We start from the raw sequence: 20,621 nt of genomic DNA, 5'->3' as shown, positions 1-20,621 counted from the left end.
GGGCGGGGTGTGGCATGCGCGGTCATAAAAATGGGCGCGCGCGGCGTGTTCCATTCCCGTCGCGACGGGGGGGGACGGATTCATTCCCCCCTTTGCCGTCACGGCAGTCGATACCGTTGCGGCGGGCGACTGTTTCGGCGCGGGACTGGCGCGCATGCTGGCATCCGGCGCGCCACTGGATCAGGCCGTGCGCTATGCCGCCGCATGTGGCGCGCTGGCGACGACACGTCCCGGCGCGGCAGAGGCCGCCCCCACGGCCGAAGAAGTTGCGGCACTGCTCGACACGCAGGAATGCGCATCCTGATGTCGCCCCTCCGCCCGCTGCCCATGTCCATGCCCATGCCCGCGATGCTGTTGCGTGGGCCACGGCGGGCCTGCCGGGATTGCGTCGGGATGTTGCGTATGCCGGATTGCGCGCCCCGCCGGACGCCCCCCGTAGACATGCCCGTTAGAGACCATATTAAAAAGTCGGGCTTAATAACATCCTGAAATCAGAAAGGTTTTTGGTGAAGCTTTTTCCAAAAAGCTTCGAAAGACGCCGCCTTTTTCGATCGAAAGGCGACACCCAGAAACTTTTCCTGTTTTCTATCAATGACGTGTTTTCAAACACTCTCTTAGGCTTGCTCCGCGAATGGCCCCCTTGGACATGCCTGCGCACTCCCCCGGATGTGCCGCACGCTAAAGTGAGTTTCCTTACCTACCTTCAGGTCGGTAGGCTTTGGGCATGGAGCACGGTACTCGCCGCATCCTGATGCAACGGGCTGAAGAGCTTATCCGCACACGCGGCTATGCTGCCTTCAGCTTTGCCGACCTGGCGCGGGCCGCGGGCATCCGCAAGGCAAGTGTCCACCATCATTTCCCCACCAAGGAAACACTCGGATGCGCGGTTATCGAGGACTACCTGCACCGCTTCACCGCCGAACTGTCGGCCGTGTGGCATGCGGTCCCCGATGCCCCCGGACGGTTGCGGGCCTTTGCCGCTTTTTTCACCAGCAGCGCCATGGCCGGCATGCTGCCGCTGTGTGCGGCGCTGGCGGCACAGCGCGACAGCCTGCCACCGTCGATGCGCCACCAGACGGCGGCATTTTTCCGGCTGCATCTCTCATGGCTCGAATCCGTCATGGCGGAAGGGATCGCGGCGGGCACGCTGCGCGGCGACCTGCCCGCATCCGTGCTGGCGCGTCGGTTCGTCACCCGGCAGGAAGGGGGGAGCCTGCTGGAATGGGGTCTGGGAGAGGCGCCCGGCGGGACTGCTGACGGCGTGCGTGCCGATGACGTGCTTCATGACCTCCTGCCCGGTGATGTCCGGGCGGGACCACCCGATCACCACAGGAAGACATGACCATGATGATAGACTGGAACACATATCGCGACCAGCTTGCCAAAGGTTTTGGAAAGGTCGCCACCCTGTCGCCCGGCACGGTCGAGGCCGTTGTCGCCGCGGGGGAGGCCGGGGCGAAGACCGGGCATCTTGATGCAAAGACGCGCGAACTGATCGCCCTTGCCGTGGCGGCCACGACCCGGTGCGACGGCTGCATTACCGTCCATTCCGCCGAAGCGGTCAAGGCGGGCGCCACGCGGGAGGAAATTGCCGAGGCTCTGGGCGTGGCCGTGGCGATGAACGCGGGCGCGGCCCTTGTCTATTCCGCGCGCGTGCTGGACGCGGTGGATGCGCTGGATACGGCCAAGGGCTGATCCCCATCTGGGCAAGGGACTGCGTGATAAAAGCTTCTGGCCCGGATTGTCCCGCAATGATTTGGGACATGCCGTCTTTTTCAAACGCTGAAGGACGGCGCCCGGACATCTTTGTGCCTTGGCTGTCGCTGTGCCTGTCCCTTTGCCTGTCCCTTTGCCTGCGTGCCCGGCATGCCGCACGCGGGATCGTGTGTGACATTTTCCCGCCTGCGCGCATCCAAACGCCGCGCAGGCGCGCATGCCCGGTTGCCTGCCGCCATGCGCGGGCATATCCCTGTGCGCCATGACCACACGCCCTTCCCATCCCCGCCTGGTTGCCCTGTGGGCCGCCGTGGCCCTGCTGTCATGGGGCAGCGCCTATCCCATCGTCCGGGTCGTGATGCACGAAATCGGGCCTGTTCCCCTTGCGGCGCTGCGCTATGCGCTGGCGGCGGTGCTGTCGGTGGGATGGCTGCTGTATGAACGCGCGCCCCTGCCACGCGCGCGCGACATCCCGCGCTTTGTCGCATGCGGGGGAATCGGCATCAGCCTGTACAATGTGCTGTTCAATACCGGCGAACTCAGCGTTTCCGCCGGGGCGTCCAGCCTGCTGATCAGTTCTTCCCCCCTGATGGCCGCCATCATCGCCGTGGCGGTGATGGGCGAACGGCTGACGGCATGGGGGTGGGTCGGATCGCTTATCAGTTTCGCCGGGGTCATCACCATCGCGGGCGGCGAACCGGGGGGCCTGTCATTCGGGTCGGGCACGACGCTGATCCTTGGTGCGGCATTGTGCAGCGCGCTTTACACCACCTTGCAAAAACGCCTGATCCCGACCTATGGCGCGATGGCCACCACGGCGTATGTGCTGATCGTCGGGGGGATCGTCCTGCTGCCATGGCTGCCGCAGGCGCTGGGACGGGTGCCGCACATGTCGATGGCCGGTATCGCCAGTGTGGCGCAGCTTGCGATACTGCCTGCCTTTGTCGGATATGCGGCATGGACGTGGGTGGTGGGACAGATGGGCGTCGCACGGGCGGCGGGCCTGCTGTACCTGCTGCCGCCGGTCACTTTGCTGGAATCCTTTGCGCTGGTGCATGAAGTCCCCGAACTGCGCACCCTGCTGGGGGGCGTGGTGGTCATGCTGGGTGTGTTCCTGGCCAATACGCTGGGCCGCGCCCCGGTGGAACGGATGCCGCCCGGCGGGGAATGACCCCATCTGGCGCGACGTCAGGGGGGAACCCAGGGGAAAGCGGCGGATGAAAACCGGTGTATGGAGAGCGGTGCATACGATCGGACACATGGATCATTCCGTATTGGAATGACCCCAGTTCCGAATATCGTTTTGCGCCCGGTGCGATCGAAAATACCTTGCGCGATGGCGTCACCGGGGGTGCGCGCCAACCGGCGACAGCCCCCGCCCTGCCGGGGGGTGTCGCCCGCCCGGCAACCTTCCCCCGGACCCGCCAACAGAAGATGCCAGCCGGGGAGACCAGCCGGGAATGCCGCCAGCAAACCCCACTGGTAAACGCCGTCAGGCAAACGCTGCCGGGTAAACGACACTGGGTAAACGCCACTGGGCAACGCAACAGGGTAACGTGCATGCAGAATGATCCGCGCAGCCATGGTCTTTGGGAAGTCACCGCCCCGCCCGCCCCGCCCACCACGGCGTTGCGCGGGCATGTGGATGTCGATGTCGCGATTATCGGCAGCGGCTATACCGGGATGTCGGCGGGGCTGCACCTTGCGCAGGAATCCTGCAATGTGGTGATCCTTGAGGCCAACGAGATCGGCTTTGGCGGGTCGGGACGCAATGTCGGCCTGGTGAATGCGGGCCTGTGGGTCATGCCCGACGACCTGCTGACGACGCTGGGCGCCACGATGGGCCGGCGGGTGCTGGACCTTCTGGGTAATGGCCCGCGGGAAGTCTTTGACCTTGTGGCGAAACACGCCATCGCGTGCGAGGCCACGCCCACCGGCACGTTACATTGCGCGGTGGGGCAATCCGGGCTGGACAACCTGCGCGAACGCGAACGCCAGTGGCAGGCGCTTGGCGCGCCGGTGCGCCTGATGGATGCGGGCGAGGCCGCGCGCCAGATCGGCAGCACGGCCTATACCGGCGCGTTGCTGGATGAACGCGCGGGCACGATCCAGCCCCTTGCCTATGCACGGGGTCTGGCGCGCGCGGCGATGGATGCGGGCGTGCGGCTGCATACCGCGACATGCGTGACCGATGCGCAGCAGGCGGGCGCGTGGTGGCACCTGCGCACCAGTGGCGGCGGGTCGGTGCGCGCGCGCTGGGTGATCGTGGCCACCAATGCCTATACCACCAACATGTGGCCCGAACTGCGCGCCGAACTGGTGCATCTGCCGTATTTCAACCTTGCCACCCGCCCCCTGCCCGCGCATGTGCTGGAAACGGTCCTGCCCCACAAACAGGGCGCATGGGACACCAGGGACATCCTGACCTCCTTCCGTCTGGACCAGGCGGGACGGATGATTATCGGCAGCGTGGGCGCGCTGGACCATGCGGGGCGGCGCATCCACCATGCCTGGGGGCGCAGGGCGCTGGCGCGGATTTATCCGCAACTGAAGGACGAACCCTTTGAAACCGAATGGTACGGCAGCATCGGCATGACCACAGACGCGGTTCCCCGTTTCCATCAGCTTGCCCACAATGTAGTGTCCATCAGCGGCTATAACGGGCGCGGTATCTCGCCAGGGACGGTGTTTGGCCGGGTGCTGGCGCAGCTTGTATGCGGCAGGATCGGGATTGCCGACATGCCGCTGCCGCTCTGCCCGGTGCAGCCGGTGCGCGCCCGCCCCGCGCGCGAAGCCTTTTATAACGTGGGGTCCGCCATTGCCCACGCGGGCACGGCATGGCTGTAGAGCCATATCCGCGCCCACAGGACTGGAGAACAGGAAGACATATGACCATCGTATCCGACGTACATGCCCTTCTGGAAAAGCTGGGCGTCGCGCGCGATGCCTATACCGGCGGCGACCTGATCGTACGCACCCCCATCACGGGCGAGGAAATCGCCCGCGTTGCGACCATTTCCGCCGATGCGGTCGATGGCGTGATCGCCCGCGCGGCCGACGCCTTTGTCGCATGGCGCAAGGTGCCGGGGCCACGCCGTGGCGAACTGGTGCGCATCCTTGGCAATGTCCTGCGTGACAACAAGGAGGCGCTGGGCCGCCTGGTATCGTTCGAGGCGGGCAAGGTCCTGTCCGAAGGGCTGGGCGAAGTGCAGGAAATGATCGACATCTGCGACTTTGCCGTCGGGCTGTCACGCCAGCTTTACGGCCTGACGATCCAGTCCGAACGCCCTGACCACCGCCTGATCGAACAGTGGCACCCCGCCGGTGTCGTCGGCATCATTTCCGCCTTCAACTTCCCCGTTGCGGTATGGTCATGGAATGCGGCGCTGGCGCTGGTCTGTGGCGATCCGTGCATCTGGAAGCCGTCGGAAAAGACCCCGCTGACCGCACTTGCCACCCATGCCCTGTTTGACGAGGCCGTGCGCCAGTTCGGCGCGGACGCCCCGGCCGGCCTGTCCGCGCTGATTATCGGGGATGGCGCGATCGGGCAACGCCTGGTTGATGACAGGCGCGTGCCGGTCATTTCCGCCACCGGGTCAACCCGCATGGGCCGCATCGTGGGCGAACGCGTGGCGCGCCGCTTTGGCCGCTCCATCCTTGAACTGGGCGGCAACAATGCCTCCATCGTCACGCCGTCGGCGGATCTGGACCTGACGCTGCGCGCGGTGGCGTTCGGCGCGATGGGCACGGCGGGACAGCGCTGCACCACGCTGCGTCGCCTGATCGTGCATGAAAGCGTGTATGACGCGCTGATCGGCAAGCTGAAGCAGGTATATGCCAATATTTCCGTTGGCTGCCCCGTCAGCAGCGACGCGCTGGTCGGCCCGCTGATTGACGAGGCCGCATTTACCGCGATGCAGGACAGCCTGAAGGCCGCAACCGCCGCCGGTGGCGCCGTGCATGGCGGCACGCGCGTGGATGTCAACGGCACGGGGTCGTTCTATGTCCGTCCCGCGCTGGTGGAAATGCCCGCGCAGACCGGACCGGTGGTGGAGGAAACCTTTGCCCCGATCCTGTATGTCCTGAAATATACTGACCTGGATCAGGCCATCGCGTTGCAGAACGACGTGCCGCAGGGCCTGTCCTCCTCCATCTTTGGCACCAACCTTCTGGAGGTGGAACAGTTCCTGTCCGCCGCCGGGTCCGACTGCGGTATCGCCAACGTCAATATCGGGCCGTCCGGCGCGGAAATCGGCGGGGCGTTCGGTGGGGAAAAGGAAACCGGCGGTGGCCGGGAATCCGGCTCTGACGCATGGCGTGCCTATATGCGCCGCCAGACGAACACCATCAATTACGGACGCACACTGCCACTGGCGCAGGGCGTGAAGTTCGACGTCGGCTGATGCCATCACATGCAGGGGCACTGCCCCTGCACCCCACCAAAGGTCCTCGACCTTTGGAAATCAAGACTTTCAAAAGCTGTTTGAAAAACAGAACCGACAGCCTGTCAGAATCATAAAAGTTTTTGGTAAAGCTTTTTTCAAAAAGCTTTGAAAGACATCGCACTTTCAAAAACAAGGGCGGGGCGCAGGTCTTCAGGGGCTTTGCCCCCGAACCCCCACCAAAGGTCCTGGACCTTTGGAAACCATGACTTTCAAAAACTGTTTGAAAAACAGAACCGACAGCCTGTCAGAATCATAAAAGTTTTTGGTAAAGCTTTTTTCAAAAAGCTTTGAAAGATATCACACTTTCAAAAATAATGGCGGACACTTCCTGCCATGATCCACGCACGCCATGGCGTCACCCGGCCGCAACCGCCGTCAGTATCCACTGTCGAAACGCCACCAGCGGGGCATAGCGCGTGCGATTGACAGGCCAGACAAGGTAATAGGCTTCCTCTGCCATTTGTGGTGCGGGGGGCGCGATTTCATGCAGTTCACCGCGTGCCAGTTCTTCGGCAATCAGGAAACGCGGCAACAGCGCCAGCCCCGCCCCTGCGCGCGCCGCCTGTGTTATGGTTGCGAACTGGTCACACAACATGCCGTGGATCTGGCACGCATCGACATCATGGGCATGGAACCAGCGTTCCCACGCATCGGGCCGCGACACCAGATGCAACAGCGGCGCACACAGCAGATCCGACGGCGTGCGAAAGGACGACCGCGCGGCCATGTCGGGGCTGCACACCGGCACGACCTGTTCATGCATCAGGAATTCCATCTCCGCCCCCGGCCAGTCAGGCAGGCCATAATGAATGGCAGCATCGAGGGCTTCTGCCGCAAATTCGAACGGGGCCGGACGGGTGAACAGGTTGATGGTGATATCAGGATGCAACAGCCCGAACGCCGGCACGCGCGGCGCCATCCAGCGCGCGCCAAAGGTGGGAAGCACCGCAAGGTTGAACGTACCGCCACTGGGACTGGCCCGAAAGCCAAGGGTCGCGGTGGAGATATGTTTCAATGCCTCGCGGATTTCACGGGCATAGGTTTCCCCCGCCATCGTCAGACGCACGGTCTGGCGTTCGCGGGTGAACAGGTCCGCGCCCAACTGTACCTCCAACGCACGGATATGGCGGCTGATCGCACTTTGCGTCAGATGCAGTTCCGTGGCGGCCGTGGTGAAATTCTGGTGCCGGGCCGCCGCCTCGAACGAGCAGAGCAGCGAAATCGAGGGAAGAAAACGTCGAGCCAGCGCCACAGTGCCATTACCATTTACGTCAGGAGACAAGCCGGTGGGAATGATAGGGCATCCCCACACGCCCGTCACGCCGCACCAGCGCATGCGGCCGCATTGGCTGGGGATGGCGCACGATACACAATAGTCCAGTGATGAGAAGTGGGAACATTCCAGGCGTTACCCTGTGTTTTGCATAATATGATGCATTTCAGGGATTTTTGAAATTTACAAAAAACCTTCATGATTCAACAGGTTAATTGGCCTTACTTTCAAACAGTCCCTAAAAGCATGTCTGAAAGTAAGGCTCGATAACATACTGAAATTATAAAAGTTTTGGTGAAGCTTTTTCCAAAAAGCGTCAGAAGACGCCGCCTTTTTCGATCGAAAGACGGCACCCAGAAACTTTTCTTTTTTATCAATGATGTGTTTTCAAACAGGCTCTTATCAAGGCGTCACCGACAGCATGCATGATACCAGCCTGCTGCCCGGACAGATTTTCACACCGCCGGCTTATGGCTGCCCTGCGTCCTGCCTGTCCCGGTTATGGCTGTCCCTGTTATGGCTGTCCCTGCCATATCTGCCCTTGTGATGGCTGCCCCTGTTATGGCTGCCCCCTGCGTGACACCGTTGCATGGCCTGCCGATGGGTTATACGTTCGCCCCGTTATGTCAGTACCCTGCCATGTCAGGCCCTTAGCGGGACAGTTCATACCGATGGGTATCTTTGTCCCCCTGCCTGCGCGCCGACGGGGTGCGCCGTTATCGCCTGCCCTGCCACCGGCCGGGACGGGCCAGAAGCGAAAGCCCATCCGTCCATGAGTCGAGTCCCCCTGCCCCGCAGCATCCACGGCCTGCTGGCTGCCTGCGCCATGGTGGCCACCACCTCACGGGCCCATGCGCAGGCCCCCGCCACGCAGATCGCGCAGGAACGTGCGCGGCTGGGCAATTCCACGCCCCTGATTGCACAGATCGACCCCGCGACCGTGCGGGATTCAACTACCCCGCCGCCGAGTGAAGGCGACAGGCTGGATACGAGCGGCAACCTGCTTGGGGACATGTGGGGGCTGCGGCCGTGGCTGTACAAGCACGGCGTGACCTTCAACCTTCAGGATGTGGAGGAACTGTGGGGAAACACCACCGGCGGCGCGCCCAGCGCCAATGACGTCGGCAGCGGCTCGGGCACCGGACCTTCCTATGACGCCGTGACTGCCCCCACACTGACCGTTGACCTCGAAAAACTCTTCGGGCTGAAGGGTGGCCTGTTCAATGTCAGCGCCCTGCAGACGCGCGGACGCTCCATCTCGCAGGACCATCTTTATAACTACAACCCCATCAGCGGCTTCGAGGCCGACCGCTCCACACGCCTGTTCGAACTGTGGTACCAGCAATCCTTCCTTAACGGGAAACTCGACGTCAAGATCGGGCAGCAGGACCTTGATACCGAATTCCTCATCAGCGATTACGGATCGCTCTACCTGAACTCCAACTTCGGATGGCCCATGGCCCCGTCCGTCAACCTGTATGGCGGCGGGCCCTCATGGCCCCTCTCCTCCCCCGCCGTGCGCATCCGTTACAGGCCCACAGACACCTTCACCTTCATGTTCGCAGCCGCAGACGACAATCCCCCCGGAAACCGCTACAACTCTTTCGGCATACAGGGCGGCAACAGCGCTGACCCCACAAACCAGGTCACAAATGACGGCAGCGGCACACGCTTCAACATGGGCACGGGCGCACTGCTGATTACCGAACTGCAATATGCGCTCAACCCGCAGCCAGACGACATGTCAAAGGCCACCAAGGACCCCGGCCTGCCCGGGATCTATAAACTTGGCGGTTTCTATGACACCGCAAAGTTCCCCGATTACCGCTATAACCGTCAGGGTGCCTCCCTCGGCGCACAGGGCGGATACCCGCGATGGGATCGCGGAAACTGGATGGTCTATGGCATCATTGACCAGATGCTGTGGCGACCATCGCGCACATCACCCCAATCCGTCGGTATCTTCGTTCGCGCAACAGGCAATAGCGGCGACAGGAACCTCATCAGCTTTGCCGCGGATGCAGGCATCAACCTCAAGGCGCCCTTCAGGGGACGGGATAACGACACCGTCGGCGTCGGCTGGGGAATCGGGCGTTCAAGCTCCGGGTGGAGACAGTATAACCGCGACGCAGGCTCCATCGTGCCAGGAAACGAAAACCATCTTGAGGTCACATACCAGGCACAGGTCACCCCGTGGCTCGTCCTGCAGCCGGATTTCCAATATGTCTGGCACCCGCAGGGCGGAACATCCGACCCGCGTTACGCAAGCGGCCTGAAACGCGTCGGAAACGAAACCATCTTCGGAATACATACAAACGTCAATTTCTAACTGCCTGAAATCATAAAAGTTTTTGGTGAAGCTTTTTCCAAAAAGCTTCAGAAGACGCCGCCTTTTTCGATCAAAAGGCGGCACCCAGAAACTTTCCTCGTTTTTTATCAATGATGTGTTTTCAGACACTCTCTAAAATATATCAGAAACGTTTCCGAACGCCTGTGCCGGGCGGGTGAAGGGATCAGTTCTTGAGCCGGATGGTCAGACGCTCCACCGAGAAGGCAAGCCGTGCGCCGGATGTACGCGACGTGAACTTGATCCGCACGCCGTTATTGTTTTCCATGACCGCCCCGCCGGTTCCCGCACCGATCGTGGCCTCCCCCTGCACGGACCAGTAGGTCCCCTCCAGATCCTGCGTGCGGTAGAGGTTGAAGACCCCGCCCTTGGCATGCATCGTTGAAAAGCCGATGGCGGCGCCGGAACCGCCACGAATCTTGAAATTGTAATCATGCCCCTGGAAGCTCAGCACACCCTTGCCCCACGACATGCCGGCCCCAAGGTCGGCGGCGGAAATGGTAAAAGTGATCTCCCCCGTGCGTTCGCCAAGCGCATCGGCGGCATGGGCGGGGACAACAGCAAAAGCAGGCAGGGCAACAACAGCCGAAAGGGCGGCGACAGATGCAAGGCGCAACGTAAACTCCTTCTTCACGCGATGTCGCCCAACCGTTTCAACTGATGGGCCACCGAAACGGGAACAGGCACGCAAAACGGATCAATCCGCCCTGAGGCATGCGGATTTGAAATATCATACATGTAATTAAGGAAACGCGAAGCGGATTATCGGTTCCTCATCGTGGCTGCGCCGCAAGCTGGGCGCGGGCCTCCCCATTGGGATAGGCATCGGTGTGCAGGTTGACATAGACCTGTCCCGCCATCAGCGCACGCGCCTGTTCAGACGACAGCAGCACCGCCCCCCGCAGGGGCGAGGCATAGGGCCCGGCCACCGGGGCAAGGACGCCGGCCTCCTGCCCTGTTCCTGCCGGGCCATGGAAATGGATGGCCGTGACCTTGCCACTCAGTCCCGTCCATTTGATCGTATAGGTGACAAGGTTCGTCCTGGGGTTCAGCCATGCCGTCACCCCGCCGCCCGGCGTGGTCGTCGCGCCGTGTTCGGTGGCGAACCGGCCCGATATATGCACGCTGCGGGCCTGCGCCGGGGCGATGGTGGCCACCGCAACGGCACAGCCAAGGCCCAGCATCAACGGGATGGATGGACGGAACATCATGCGTTTCCTCCGGCATGGGCATCATGGCCCGTTATGTCCTGCACGCGCATGCCCCCACATGCGCGCGTCCTGTCACACCGGATGGCATGACATGGCGGGTGCGGCCATCAGATGCAAAAAATACGCCCCACGCAACAGGAAAACACATCACGCCCCATACGCGATCCCCACCGGAAGGGAGACGTGTCAGATATCCAGCGGGCGTCCACGTTCCAGCGCCGCAAGTTCGCGCGTCATCCATGCCCGCCACAGACCGACGCGACACATGCCGGCACGACACAGGCCGATTCCCGTCCCCACGCCCGCCATTACCACCATCGTTACCGCGTACATGTTCATCGCCGTTTCCACCATCAGGGTCGATGGCGCCATCGTGGGCGGCGGCTGTGATCAAAAGATGGCCGGAATGTTACTTTTATGCAGCGCGGCGCGGCAAAAAAACGGCACGGGGAACAGCGACAGGGGGGGGAAGGAAACGCCGGGGATATGGTCCTTACCACGGATGCGAATTGGCGACGTCATTACCCGTCTGCATCACCATGTCGAGCACCATGTAACAGAACACCGCCGCCAGCAGCATCGCACAGATCATAAGGACATACCGCATGCCCCTGTGTGCCAGCATGCGGGGCAAAGGAAAAGCCCCGCCGCTGTCTGTCCTATCCCACGCCGGTGCCGCCTGATGCGGCATAGACCTGCCCGGTGATATAGCTGGCCTCCGCCGAGGCAAGGAGTACATAGACCGGGGCCAGTTCGGCGGGCTGTCCCGCGCGGCCCATCGGTGTTTCAGCCCCGAACTGGTGGATATGGTCCTGCGTCTGTCCGCCACTGACCTGCAACGCGGTCCAGAACGGGCCGGGGGCGACTGCGTTCACGCGGACTCCCTTGTGCACCATCTGTTTGGCCAGAGATTTGACCAGCGCCACGATCGCCCCCTTTGTTGCGGAATAATCCAGCAGGATTTCCGACGGGCTGAAGGCGTTGACCGATGCGGTGGCAATGATCGCCCCACCCGGCGGCATCAGTGGCACCGCCGCGCGGGCAAGGAAAAACAGCGCATAGACATTGGTGCGAAAAGTCTCGTCAAACTGTTCGGTCGTGATGTCGACAATGGATGCCTGATGCACCTGCCGCCCGGCATTGCTGACGAGGATGTCGAGACCGCCCAGTTCGGCATGCGCCTTCGCCACGAGATCCTTGCAATACTGTTCATCGCGCAGGTCGCCGGGAATGGCGATGGCCTTGCGCCCGGCCGCGCGGATCAGGGCCATCACGTCCTGCGCGTCGGGTTCCTCCTGCGGCAGATAGGCGATGGCGACATCCGCCCCTTCACGCGCATACGCAATGGCCGCGGCACGCCCGATGCCCGAATCCCCCCCGGTAATCAGCGCCTTGCGCCCCGCAAGGCGACCCGACCCACGATAGGTCCCTTCCCCATGGTCCGGGCGGGGCACCATCTTCCCCGCAAGTCCGGGCCATGGCTGCGACTGACGTGGGAAGGGCGGGCGGGGATAGCGGGTTTCCGGGTTAACCGCCGTATCCGCCGCCATGGGGACGGGGGCGGCATCCACGCCATGGGGGACCGTTGCGGCCGCACTGACCATTCCCGCCGCCATGCCCTGCAGGACGGTACGACGCGAAGACGGGGGCCGGACGGAAGGGGAAGAGGCGATATCATCGGCCATGGGGCTTTCTCCTGCTGTCATCCTTTTACAACAGGCCCGGCCGGGCAGGGTTGCGTCCCCATATGTTCAGGGGCGCATTGCCTCCCCACCCCGCTGCTCTTTTGCCGGGACATGCGGGAGAGGGGGAAAGTCACCAGTGAAGATTTCTGAAAAGGTCAGCCCCGGACAACTTTCAATCCAGCACAGGACTGTGCCGCAGCCCCCTATGGAGGGGAAAGCACGAAAGTTATTGCATGTTTTCCAAGAGATTGTTTGAAAAATCAGGCCCGATAACATACTGGAATTATAAAGGTTTTTGGTGAAGCTTTTCCCAAAAAGCTTCGAAAGACGCCACCTTTTTGAAAAAAGGCGGCACCCAAAAACTTTTCCTGTTTTTTATCAATGATGTGTTTTCAAACACTCTCTGAAAGCAGAGCATCCCCAGACACTTTTAAAAATATTCACCCAAAACTTCCATGATGTCCGTGGAGTGCCGGTCGCGATGATCCCGCCCCCTCCCGTGCGACAGGGACGCTTTACCGAAGGGCTGCGATACCGGTCATTTCCACGCGCCAGCGCGGGTCGGCCAGGCGGGCCTCCACCGTGGCGCGGGCGGGCTTGTTCGCCGTATCCAGCCATGCATCCCACGCCCGGTTCATCGCCGCCATGTCCCCCATGTCCGCAAGGAAGATCTGCATCGACAGCAGGCGGCTCTTGTCCGTCCCGGCTTCCGCCAGCAGCGCATCCACCTGGCGCAGGATATCGGCGGTCTGTCCTTCGGCATCGGCGTCAGGATCATCCGCGACCTGCCCGGCAAGGTGGACCAGACCGTTATGAACCACCGCCCCGGTCAGGCGCGTTTCGGGCTGAAGGCGTTTGATCGACATAGGGGTCTCTCCGTCTTTATGACTTTTACGAAAACAGGCTTTTGATGCGGTGTTTTCCCATGTCCTGGCAATATGCAGGACACTGTTGGGGCACATTACCCGCGCGGGCGCGACATTTCATACAGGGCGACGGCGGCAGCGTTGGAGACGTTAAGGCTTTCCATATCCCCCGACATCGCAAGGCCCGCAATCTCGTCACAATGTTCGCGCGTCAGGCGGCGCAGGCCCGCGCCCTCTGCCCCCAGCACCAGGGCGACGCGCCGCTGACGGAAAGACGCACCATCCAGGATCCCGCCCCCCGCATCGAGCCCCACCGTCCACATGCCATGGGATTTCAGCGCGTCGATCGTGCGTGACAGGTTGACCACACGCACCAGCGGCACGACCTCCAGCGCGCCGGATGCGGCCTTGGCCAGCGCACCGGTTTCCTCTGGCGCGTTGCGGTCCTGCACGATCACCGCCGCGGCACCGAACGCCGCCGCCGAACGCAGGATCGCCCCGATATTGCGCGGGTCCGTCACCTGATCCAGCAGCAGGACCGGCCCGGGACGTTCCACGATATCCTCCAGCGCGGGAGTGTCGAGCAGGTCCGCCAGAAGCGCGATTCCCTGATGCACGGCGTCACGGCCGCAAATGCTGTCGATACGCGCGCGATCCACGCGCTGCGGCTGGATCGGCAGGGCGCGCCCCATCCGTTCCTCAAGCGCGGCCTGCGCCTCCGCCGTGGTCAGCAACTGCCGCAGGTGACGGTGTGGATTCGACAGCGCCGCCATCACTGCATGCGTGCCATAAAGCCAGCATGTGCCGCGCGGCGCGACCTCTGCCCGGCCCCGTTCGGCGGCACGGTCAGGCCCACGATCGGACCCACGGTCAGACGATGCCCTGCCGCGCCCACGCGACGGCATGGCGGAAGCAGGAGGGGACGAATCGGCCGCACCCACAGGACGGCCCGGACGACGGCGGGAAGGACGCATGTTCATGCATGCGGTTTTAGGCATAAGCAGCCCGCGCGTCATCCGTAATTCTTGCAGCTTTTTGGTCGTGGGCATTGACACCCCGACATTGAATGATTATCACCCCGTCAACCCGGAGGGATGCCCGAGTGGCTAAAGGGGGCGGACTGTAAATCCGCTGGCGTACGCCTACGTTGGTTCGAATCCAACTCCCTCCACCATTTTCCTGAAAAATTATAAATAAATCAGTCCCCTAATAATAGGACAGGGTTGCATAGCCCTCTTGGTCCCCACCTTGATATCATCAGGCGGGTCGGGTTTATTGTGGTCATGCTGCTTGGGCCATGCCCGATATTGCCTCCAAGCTGCTGGCGCGCTTGCGGATGATGAACCAAAGAGCGTTTTACGTGAGTCCACCCCAGCACCGCAGTGGCCCTGCCAGACTGGTGCAAGATGCTCTTTCACGCCGCGCGTCGCGCCATGAGCAGAGATATAGAAGACGGGCGACCGGTTCCGCCTTCTGTTATGCTTGGAAAGCTGACAGATGAAGCAAGTTTTGATGCTATATTAAATTCGTAGCAGTCTGGTCGCACGGGGTAAGCAGCCCGCATTGATCCCTGAGAAAAAAGCTGGACCGGCTGAACAATCCCGCAATGTGGGATTACCCGGACATGGTGGACGTCACCAAGGAAAGCCGTATGAAAATATCGCCGGAACTCGATCAGGAGATCAGGGCGCGCATTCAGCGGATCCGTCAGAAAAAAGCGAAGCAAGCGACGCAGTCCACAAAAGACGTTGCTTCAAAGGGTCGTTTCTGGCCCTCATGTTTTGATCCTGCGGTCCAGTGACCATCTTACATGACGGGGCATGCGCAAACCCTGATCGTTCTCGGTCGCCTCTGCCCCTCTTAACGCCCGATGGAAAATGACAAAAGACACAGGCCTATGGCTGAGAAAGAAAGTATGATGCGCAGGTTCAGCAACCTCTGCATCACAACCATACTTGGCCTCACGCTTGCTGCCTGTGCGCCGCCCCCCACATACAGGCAGCACGATACGCCCGCATGCATGCACTACCGCGCGATGATGACCGCCCCGATGCCACCAGACGCCATGCACAGGTTACAGGCACAATGCGATGCCTCCCGGCAACGAGGAAAATAACCCGTGCATTCTCGCACGATACAGAAGTTCCCCCTATGAACTTTGCTGCATCACAAAAACTGTTGGGAATGGCGGTTCGAATGACAAAAGGCACCCTTCCCGACAATCGTAAAACGCGCACCGCCACAGACTGATTTTGAGAACCTGTTTGAAACGCCCGGGCCAGTCACCCGCAGGCATGATAAAAATTTTCGGTGCAGGCTTTTACATTCCTCATGAATTGCCAGAGTCCAACACAATCCCTGCAAGTCTTTTGATACTGCCTTTTTCCAAAAGGGGCTGTTCGAGAAACATCTGCAACTGATATTTTTTATGAGTTCAGTATATAAATACCCTTATTAAAATAAAGCATTTTAAGCGATTGTTTGAAAACAAGAAAAGTTCTTGGGTGCCGCCTTTTGATCGAAAAAGGCGGCATCTTCTGAAGCATTTCAGGAAAACATTCACCAAAAACATTTATAATTCCAGGATATGATTGATCCTGAATTTTCAAATAGCCACCAAGAATTTTATCGCGTCGATGGCATCAGAACGTCACGCCCCGCACTTTCCAACACGGCATCGCCCTGCGGAGAGTGAATGCGCCCACATAAAACATCACGAAAATGACGTTCCAAAGGGTTATTTTGTGAGAGACCGGGATTCCCGATAGCTTCTATAGCACGAGTGACCGCACTGATGGCATTTTCTGTCACCAGACGTTTAACCTGCTGTATTTCCACTTCAGAAATATTTTCTGTAAACCCTGATTGCAAAAGTGCCTTGTTACTTAAAAGCAATCCTTCCAGTTTACCAATAACGACATGAAAGCGTGGCAACGTCGCCAAAGAGCGACCCAGACCCGACGGAACACGTTCGTGCAGGAACTTAACAAACCAGTCACGGGCACTGCATGCTATTGCATTATATAGTGATGAAATCAGCAAGGCATGGTACCTCCCAAGCTGCGGGATCTCAGGATTGCTGACAGACGGGGATACCACGTTTATAATATGATCGTCGGGAATAAAAACATTATCAAAAATAAACGTATGACTTCCCGTGGCGCGCATGCCCAGTTGATGCCAGCTTTTTTCGATTCTTACACCAGGTTCATCCAGACGGACAAGAATCTGACCAATTCTTGGCGACTCCTCGGCCGTTGCAACCCACACCAACCCCCAGCGCAGGGCGGTAGAACCTGTCGAAAAAATCTTTCGCCCATCAAGACGCCAGCCATTCGTGTCCTTGCGAATAACTGTCTGGGGAATGCCACCCCTTGAAGGTGTACCAAGCTCTGGCTCAACACGCAGCGCATTGATGAGTGTACCATTATCCAGAATGTCTTTAAGCAGCCTGTCCTTTGCAGGCGTAGCCCAACTGGATTGCGCCACTGCCCATGTTTGAAGATATTGCATGGCAAGAATCAACGCAGTTGACGGATCTGCTGTTGCAATTTTTGCGACAATCCGCGTCATGTCCGATAATGGTATTTCCTGTCCGCCGATATTGCGCGGCACAGCAAGACCCAGATATCCAGCCTTACGAAGGTCTTCCAGGCTTTCTGTTGCAATCTCGCCAGAGCGGTCATGAACAACAGCACGGGCCGAAAAACATTCGAGAAATTCATCAAGGGTCGTATCAGTCATAATCAAAACTTTCCTGAATTAGAACTGCGCTCTTAAGCCACCATAAAACATACGCGGCGCCCCCATCTGAAGGGTATCCTGATCACCGGCAAGCGGGAAATTTTCGACCCCCATGGCCCCGATATAGCGAACATTTGTCAGGTTATAGACGTTAAAGTTTATACGAAAGTTCTTCATGATACCAATACGTCCAAAATCATAGGATGCACCCAGATTGGTCAACCAGTATGAAGGGACAGATGTTGCAGGATCTTGTGCCGTATAACCATAGCTGAGGTTACGCCGCCCGATATAAGAGGTATTAATAAATACTTCAGCATTATGGAAACTATAGGATGCGGATGCCTTGTACATCAAACTTGGGTATCCAACAACCTGACGCCCATGGGAATAATAGGTGATACCATCAGACGTAATATTCTTGGCATACGTCGCATGATTATAGCTGATGCTATTATAAATATTCAGGCCATGAACGGGAATGAATGTCAGGGCGGCATCAACCCCATTCATGTTGACACTTCCGACATTCTGAACCGATGAAAGGAACTGTGTCGGGGTCACGTTATAGGAGAGCGCCTGGAGCCTATTATGAAAATCAACCCGATAGGCAGAGATGCTTCCCGTGAGGTAGCGGGAGGTATAGCGATATCCTATCGAATAGGCCCATGCGGTTTCCGGCTGTACATTCCTGCCCTTTTCTTCATAAGCCTGCTGCGAGTTGACAAGAGGCGAAGCGGCAGCGCCGTATGTTGAAACCGGGAAGGCACGTACATTTTCCGCAAAATCAAAATATAATTCGTGATGTTTCCTGAAATTCCAATCTATGTTGATATGGGGCAGAAACGCCTTGGCTGTGGTCAGGCTGTCCCCGCCCGCAATGGCGGACGCACCGGTATAATCTGGATAATTGGCCAAAGCGCCAACACGGGTCGTGTTGAGAAGGGACCTGAATCCATAATGAATTTTCAACCCATGAACCGGGCTATAGGTATCGCTGACATGTGCAACAAAGGTATTGGTATTAAAAACCTGTGCATAAAGTGTCGCATATGGGTTATTCCATGGCCCCCAGGAATTTAACGGTGACCCTGTCCCCAGAACCGGTTCGCTATATTCATTTCCCTCAGTATTGAAATGATTGTTTTCGTACCAGAATCCCACATTGATATCATGATGTGCAATATTATAGGCCAGATTCGTAGTGCCACCGAAACGCTGTATCCCGGTATGGGTGACGTCCTCTGAAAGGGCTGCGCCATTTGGGGCGGGAACCATATCCTGCGTATACGGATTGGCCCATGTTGTATAAAAGGACTCACGATGACCATAGATACTGCCGGTCAGGCGAAGCCGGTTGGTTAACAGAAAATCATAATTGATGCCGCCCATATAATCACGCACTTCATTGACCCCATCATAATAGGACACATCCTTGGGATCGTTGGAGCGGTTTTCGCCCCGCATGTAATTGCCTTCTGCCGCCATATAAGCATCGCGATAGCCGTTTGGCGTTCCATAATAATAATCAGGTCTCTGCCCAACTGTATTAAGAATCTCAAGGCTTTTGGGCATATAGGTCATCTGGTCGACATCGGAATAATCAAAAAATGCCGAGATATGACTGCTTTCCCCGATTGGTTGATAAAGCTTGGCATTAATGACCTGCTGGAACTGGGGGCCAACCCCTGTCCATTTATTCGTATCATTGCGGGCATAGGAAACATAAAAACGGGTTTTTGCCGGTCCGATTTCACCGCTATCCAAACGAACGAACGTTCGGAACATATTATAGCTGCCGAAAGTCTGTGAAACTTCCGCGCCCTTTTTCTTTGCAGGGTCACGACTGGCATACGAAATGGCGCCACCAAGACTTGAGGTCGCGGCGACGTCTTCTGCCCCTGCCCCCTGCGATATTGATACCGTCCGTATATTTTCTGGTGAAATGGCCTGGGTGATACCTAATCCGTTATAGTTATAAAAAGTCTGCTCGCCCAAAGGCATTCCATCCAGTGTTGCGCCGATTTGATTACTCTGGAACCCACGGACATACAGTTGCGATGTCCAGATATCCAGACCCTGCCCATCACCACCCGCAAACATCACACCCGGAAGCTGGCCAAGGGTCTGAAGGGGATTGGCGCCTGCCACGTTTCGGGCCAAGGCCGTTTGCGTAATGATACTGGCCGTTGCATGGGACAGATGATGCCCGACAACACCCAGCAGTTCAGCGCCACTCGCCTGAACGGAGTCCCCTTCTTTGCCTGATGCCGCATTGGCATTTGGCTTCCTGGCCGGCCTAATGGCAGATGCCGATACTGTTCCACCATTATGCATATCCTGATGTGCAGGAACCTTCGGGTGGTTCGATGATATTATAGAAGGGGTCTGGGCATATCCATATGTCACAAAAGTCGTTGACAACAGAAAAGCACCATATATTTCAATAAAATTATGGTTTTGTTTGTATTTTCTCATTTTTATTTCCATATTATTTGAATTTTGATGAATTCATTTCATAGATTATGAAAATAACCCATGTAGGTTCCTGACAATCGCCGCAAACAACGCATGTGGTAATTCACTTCATATTTAAGTTGAATTCCATAATAACTAAATTGTTATGCAACTAATTTCACGGCATCTGATATTTTGCAAATCATTTCTATTATTTTATATAACTAAAAAATTTAGTTTATTATGGCACTCAAACCATATCGCTATCGCGATGCTTTCAGATTCTACCTTAGCCATAAAATATATTATGAAAATCAGTTTTGATAAATTATTACTTTTGTAATATGGGATTAATTCCAGATATTACATTAAATATACTCACATAGTTATTGAAATATTTATAAAAATTACTGCATGTATTTTATGAATCATTCCCGATAGTTTTCATCCAAAAATGCGCAGATCATGACGACAGCGAGGACGCTGCGGGAAAATGATCGTGCAAGCTTGCAGCACCCTCCAACGACCAAGAGCCGGGATGGCAAAGAACGCCTTGCCGCCCCTCCCCCCGGATCAGGGAGATGTACTACCCATCTGCGGGGCCTGATCCGCTGTTCCCATATGACTGGCCTGAACTGGCATAATGACAGGGTCATTTTTTGGATTGCATCGGGCGCCATGCACAGACAAGGCGTACCCCTGCCAAAGCATGATGATATTTTCTTATACATTATTTATTTATGTTTTCTTTTAAACACTATCTCATCCCGGCACCTACCATTTCGGGTAGGTGCGCGCGACTATGGTTTCCCATAGATTATATTCCAGATGTGAAAAACAGTCATACACCCTGATATTATGCAATCATATCTGCAAT

19 protein-coding genes and 1 tRNA gene are annotated in these 20,621 nt (G+C 58.1%); 9 read left to right on the top strand and 11 right to left on the bottom strand.

The features are described from left to right. The first annotated feature begins 52 nt into the window (after positions 1-52). The 3 genes from FYB92_RS03215 (at position 53) to FYB92_RS03205 (ending at position 1,695) form a co-directional block, all read left to right on the top strand. Positions 53-304 carry a PfkB family carbohydrate kinase gene (locus FYB92_RS03215; protein ID WP_332828965.1) on the top strand — a complete coding sequence of 84 codons (252 nt, stop codon included), beginning with the start codon at positions 53-55 and terminating at the stop codon, positions 302-304. Positions 305-724: 420 nt separating this feature from the next. Then, positions 725-1,342: a TetR/AcrR family transcriptional regulator gene (locus FYB92_RS03210; protein WP_332828160.1), complete on the top strand. Its 618-nt coding sequence runs from the start codon at positions 725-727 to the stop codon at positions 1,340-1,342. A 5-nt stretch (positions 1,343-1,347) separates the two neighbouring features. Continuing rightward, complete coding sequence (locus FYB92_RS03205; RefSeq protein ID WP_332828964.1) at positions 1,348-1,695, top strand: carboxymuconolactone decarboxylase family protein; 348 nt, start codon at positions 1,348-1,350, stop codon at positions 1,693-1,695. An 80-nt stretch (positions 1,696-1,775) separates the two neighbouring features. Here FYB92_RS03205 and FYB92_RS03200 read toward each other — a convergent pair whose 3' ends face one another. Beyond that, positions 1,776-1,955: a hypothetical protein gene (locus FYB92_RS03200; protein WP_139312505.1), complete on the bottom strand. Its 180-nt coding sequence runs from the start codon at positions 1,953-1,955 to the stop codon at positions 1,776-1,778. Positions 1,956-1,978: 23 nt separating this feature from the next. On the opposite strand from FYB92_RS03200, the gene FYB92_RS03195 reads away from it, so the two are divergent. From FYB92_RS03195 to FYB92_RS03185, 3 genes are all read left to right on the top strand, one after another. After that, entirely contained in the window at positions 1,979-2,887 is a 909-nt protein-coding gene (locus tag FYB92_RS03195; protein ID WP_062809557.1) for a DMT family transporter, read from the top strand. 389 nt (positions 2,888-3,276) lie between these two features. Beyond that, the gene (locus FYB92_RS03190) at positions 3,277-4,563 is read left to right on the top strand and encodes an FAD-binding oxidoreductase (protein ID WP_332828159.1); all 1,287 of its coding nucleotides are present in this window, start codon (positions 3,277-3,279) and stop codon (positions 4,561-4,563) included. Between the two features lie 41 nt (positions 4,564-4,604). Beyond that, positions 4,605-6,119: an aldehyde dehydrogenase family protein gene (locus tag FYB92_RS03185; protein ID WP_003621549.1), complete on the top strand. Its 1,515-nt coding sequence runs from the start codon at positions 4,605-4,607 to the stop codon at positions 6,117-6,119. Between the two features lie 397 nt (positions 6,120-6,516). Here the strand turns inward: FYB92_RS03185 and FYB92_RS03180 are convergent, their stop codons facing one another. Beyond that, positions 6,517-7,443 carry a LysR family transcriptional regulator gene (locus FYB92_RS03180; RefSeq protein ID WP_231106295.1) on the bottom strand — a complete coding sequence of 309 codons (927 nt, stop codon included), beginning with the start codon at positions 7,441-7,443 and terminating at the stop codon, positions 6,517-6,519. Then, a complete protein-coding gene (locus FYB92_RS03175) occupies positions 7,433-7,561 on the bottom strand; it encodes a hypothetical protein (RefSeq protein WP_275395033.1) in 129 nt (42 codons plus the stop codon). Before FYB92_RS03175 ends, FYB92_RS03180 begins: the two co-directional genes overlap by 11 nt. A 699-nt stretch (positions 7,562-8,260) precedes the next feature. Here FYB92_RS03175 and FYB92_RS03170 point away from each other — a divergent pair. Further along, complete coding sequence (locus FYB92_RS03170) at positions 8,261-9,763, top strand: carbohydrate porin (protein ID WP_239015757.1); 1,503 nt, start codon at positions 8,261-8,263, stop codon at positions 9,761-9,763. Between the two features lie 184 nt (positions 9,764-9,947). Here the strand turns inward: FYB92_RS03170 and FYB92_RS03165 are convergent, their stop codons facing one another. From FYB92_RS03165 to rlmB, 6 genes are all read right to left on the bottom strand, one after another. Further along, positions 9,948-10,355, bottom strand: coding sequence for a hypothetical protein (locus tag FYB92_RS03165; protein ID WP_048859292.1), 408 nt, complete (start codon positions 10,353-10,355; stop codon positions 9,948-9,950). Positions 10,356-10,554: 199 nt separating this feature from the next. Beyond that, positions 10,555-10,992 carry a CHRD domain-containing protein gene (locus FYB92_RS03160; protein WP_003621541.1) on the bottom strand — a complete coding sequence of 146 codons (438 nt, stop codon included), beginning with the start codon at positions 10,990-10,992 and terminating at the stop codon, positions 10,555-10,557. A gap of 186 nt (positions 10,993-11,178) precedes the next feature. Next, positions 11,179-11,364 (bottom strand): hypothetical protein, encoded by a 186-nt coding sequence (locus tag FYB92_RS03155; protein ID WP_332828158.1) that lies wholly within the window; start codon positions 11,362-11,364, stop codon positions 11,179-11,181. Between the two features lie 287 nt (positions 11,365-11,651). Beyond that, positions 11,652-12,677: an SDR family oxidoreductase gene (locus FYB92_RS03150; protein WP_332828157.1), complete on the bottom strand. Its 1,026-nt coding sequence runs from the start codon at positions 12,675-12,677 to the stop codon at positions 11,652-11,654. A gap of 515 nt (positions 12,678-13,192) precedes the next feature. Then, positions 13,193-13,543: a RidA family protein gene (locus tag FYB92_RS03145; RefSeq protein ID WP_003621537.1), complete on the bottom strand. Its 351-nt coding sequence runs from the start codon at positions 13,541-13,543 to the stop codon at positions 13,193-13,195. A gap of 95 nt (positions 13,544-13,638) precedes the next feature. Continuing rightward, positions 13,639-14,523: a 23S rRNA (guanosine(2251)-2'-O)-methyltransferase RlmB gene (gene rlmB / locus FYB92_RS03140; RefSeq protein WP_075595725.1), complete on the bottom strand. Its 885-nt coding sequence runs from the start codon at positions 14,521-14,523 to the stop codon at positions 13,639-13,641. 108 nt (positions 14,524-14,631) lie between these two features. Between rlmB and FYB92_RS03135 the strand changes: the two genes are divergently transcribed. Both FYB92_RS03135 and FYB92_RS03130 read left to right on the top strand, forming a co-directional pair. Next, positions 14,632-14,717 (top strand) — tRNA-Tyr (locus FYB92_RS03135). Between the two features lie 450 nt (positions 14,718-15,167). Continuing rightward, entirely contained in the window at positions 15,168-15,344 is a 177-nt protein-coding gene (locus tag FYB92_RS03130) for a hypothetical protein (RefSeq protein WP_192265495.1), read from the top strand. Between the two features lie 824 nt (positions 15,345-16,168). On the opposite strand, the gene FYB92_RS03125 is transcribed toward FYB92_RS03130, so the two are convergent. Continuing rightward, the gene (locus FYB92_RS03125; protein WP_332828156.1) at positions 16,169-17,287 is read right to left on the bottom strand and encodes an acyl-CoA dehydrogenase family protein; all 1,119 of its coding nucleotides are present in this window, start codon (positions 17,285-17,287) and stop codon (positions 16,169-16,171) included. Positions 17,288-17,305: 18 nt separating this feature from the next. After that, the gene (locus FYB92_RS03120) at positions 17,306-19,765 is read right to left on the bottom strand and encodes a TonB-dependent receptor (RefSeq protein WP_081378588.1); all 2,460 of its coding nucleotides are present in this window, start codon (positions 19,763-19,765) and stop codon (positions 17,306-17,308) included. Between the last annotated feature and the right edge of the window lie 856 nt (positions 19,766-20,621).

It is taken from the genome of Novacetimonas sp. GS1 (genome assembly GCF_036686925.1).
Lineage (GTDB): Bacteria > Pseudomonadota > Alphaproteobacteria > Acetobacterales > Acetobacteraceae > Novacetimonas > Novacetimonas hansenii.
The sequence above is the reverse complement of the archived record's forward strand: the minus strand, read 5'-3'. Positions and strand labels throughout refer to the sequence as shown.

Bases quoted from the DNA above. Each gene is read 5' to 3' on its own strand.
- FYB92_RS03210 (WP_332828160.1), top strand. From the start codon at position 725: ATGGAGCACGGTACTCGCCGCATCCTGATGCAACGGGCTGAAGAGCTT.
- FYB92_RS03130 (WP_192265495.1), top strand. From the start codon at position 15,168: ATGGTGGACGTCACCAAGGAAAGCCGTATGAAAATATCGCCGGAACTC.
- FYB92_RS03145 (WP_003621537.1), bottom strand. From the start codon at position 13,543: ATGTCGATCAAACGCCTTCAGCCCGAAACGCGCCTGACCGGGGCGGTG.
- FYB92_RS03125 (WP_332828156.1), bottom strand. From the start codon at position 17,287: ATGACTGATACGACCCTTGATGAATTTCTCGAATGTTTTTCGGCCCGT.
- FYB92_RS03175 (WP_275395033.1), bottom strand. From the start codon at position 7,561: ATGTTCCCACTTCTCATCACTGGACTATTGTGTATCGTGCGCCATCCC.
- rlmB (WP_075595725.1), bottom strand. From the start codon at position 14,523: ATGAACATGCGTCCTTCCCGCCGTCGTCCGGGCCGTCCTGTGGGTGCG.
- FYB92_RS03170 (WP_239015757.1), top strand. From the start codon at position 8,261: ATGGTGGCCACCACCTCACGGGCCCATGCGCAGGCCCCCGCCACGCAG.
- FYB92_RS03190 (WP_332828159.1), top strand. From the start codon at position 3,277: ATGCAGAATGATCCGCGCAGCCATGGTCTTTGGGAAGTCACCGCCCCG.
- FYB92_RS03160 (WP_003621541.1), bottom strand. From the start codon at position 10,992: ATGATGTTCCGTCCATCCATCCCGTTGATGCTGGGCCTTGGCTGTGCC.
- FYB92_RS03150 (WP_332828157.1), bottom strand. From the start codon at position 12,677: ATGGCCGATGATATCGCCTCTTCCCCTTCCGTCCGGCCCCCGTCTTCG.
- FYB92_RS03185 (WP_003621549.1), top strand. From the start codon at position 4,605: ATGACCATCGTATCCGACGTACATGCCCTTCTGGAAAAGCTGGGCGTC.
- FYB92_RS03155 (WP_332828158.1), bottom strand. From the start codon at position 11,364: ATGGCGCCATCGACCCTGATGGTGGAAACGGCGATGAACATGTACGCG.
- FYB92_RS03195 (WP_062809557.1), top strand. From the start codon at position 1,979: ATGACCACACGCCCTTCCCATCCCCGCCTGGTTGCCCTGTGGGCCGCC.
- FYB92_RS03120 (WP_081378588.1), bottom strand. From the start codon at position 19,765: ATGAGAAAATACAAACAAAACCATAATTTTATTGAAATATATGGTGCT.
- FYB92_RS03205 (WP_332828964.1), top strand. From the start codon at position 1,348: ATGATAGACTGGAACACATATCGCGACCAGCTTGCCAAAGGTTTTGGA.
- FYB92_RS03200 (WP_139312505.1), bottom strand. From the start codon at position 1,955: ATGGCGGCAGGCAACCGGGCATGCGCGCCTGCGCGGCGTTTGGATGCG.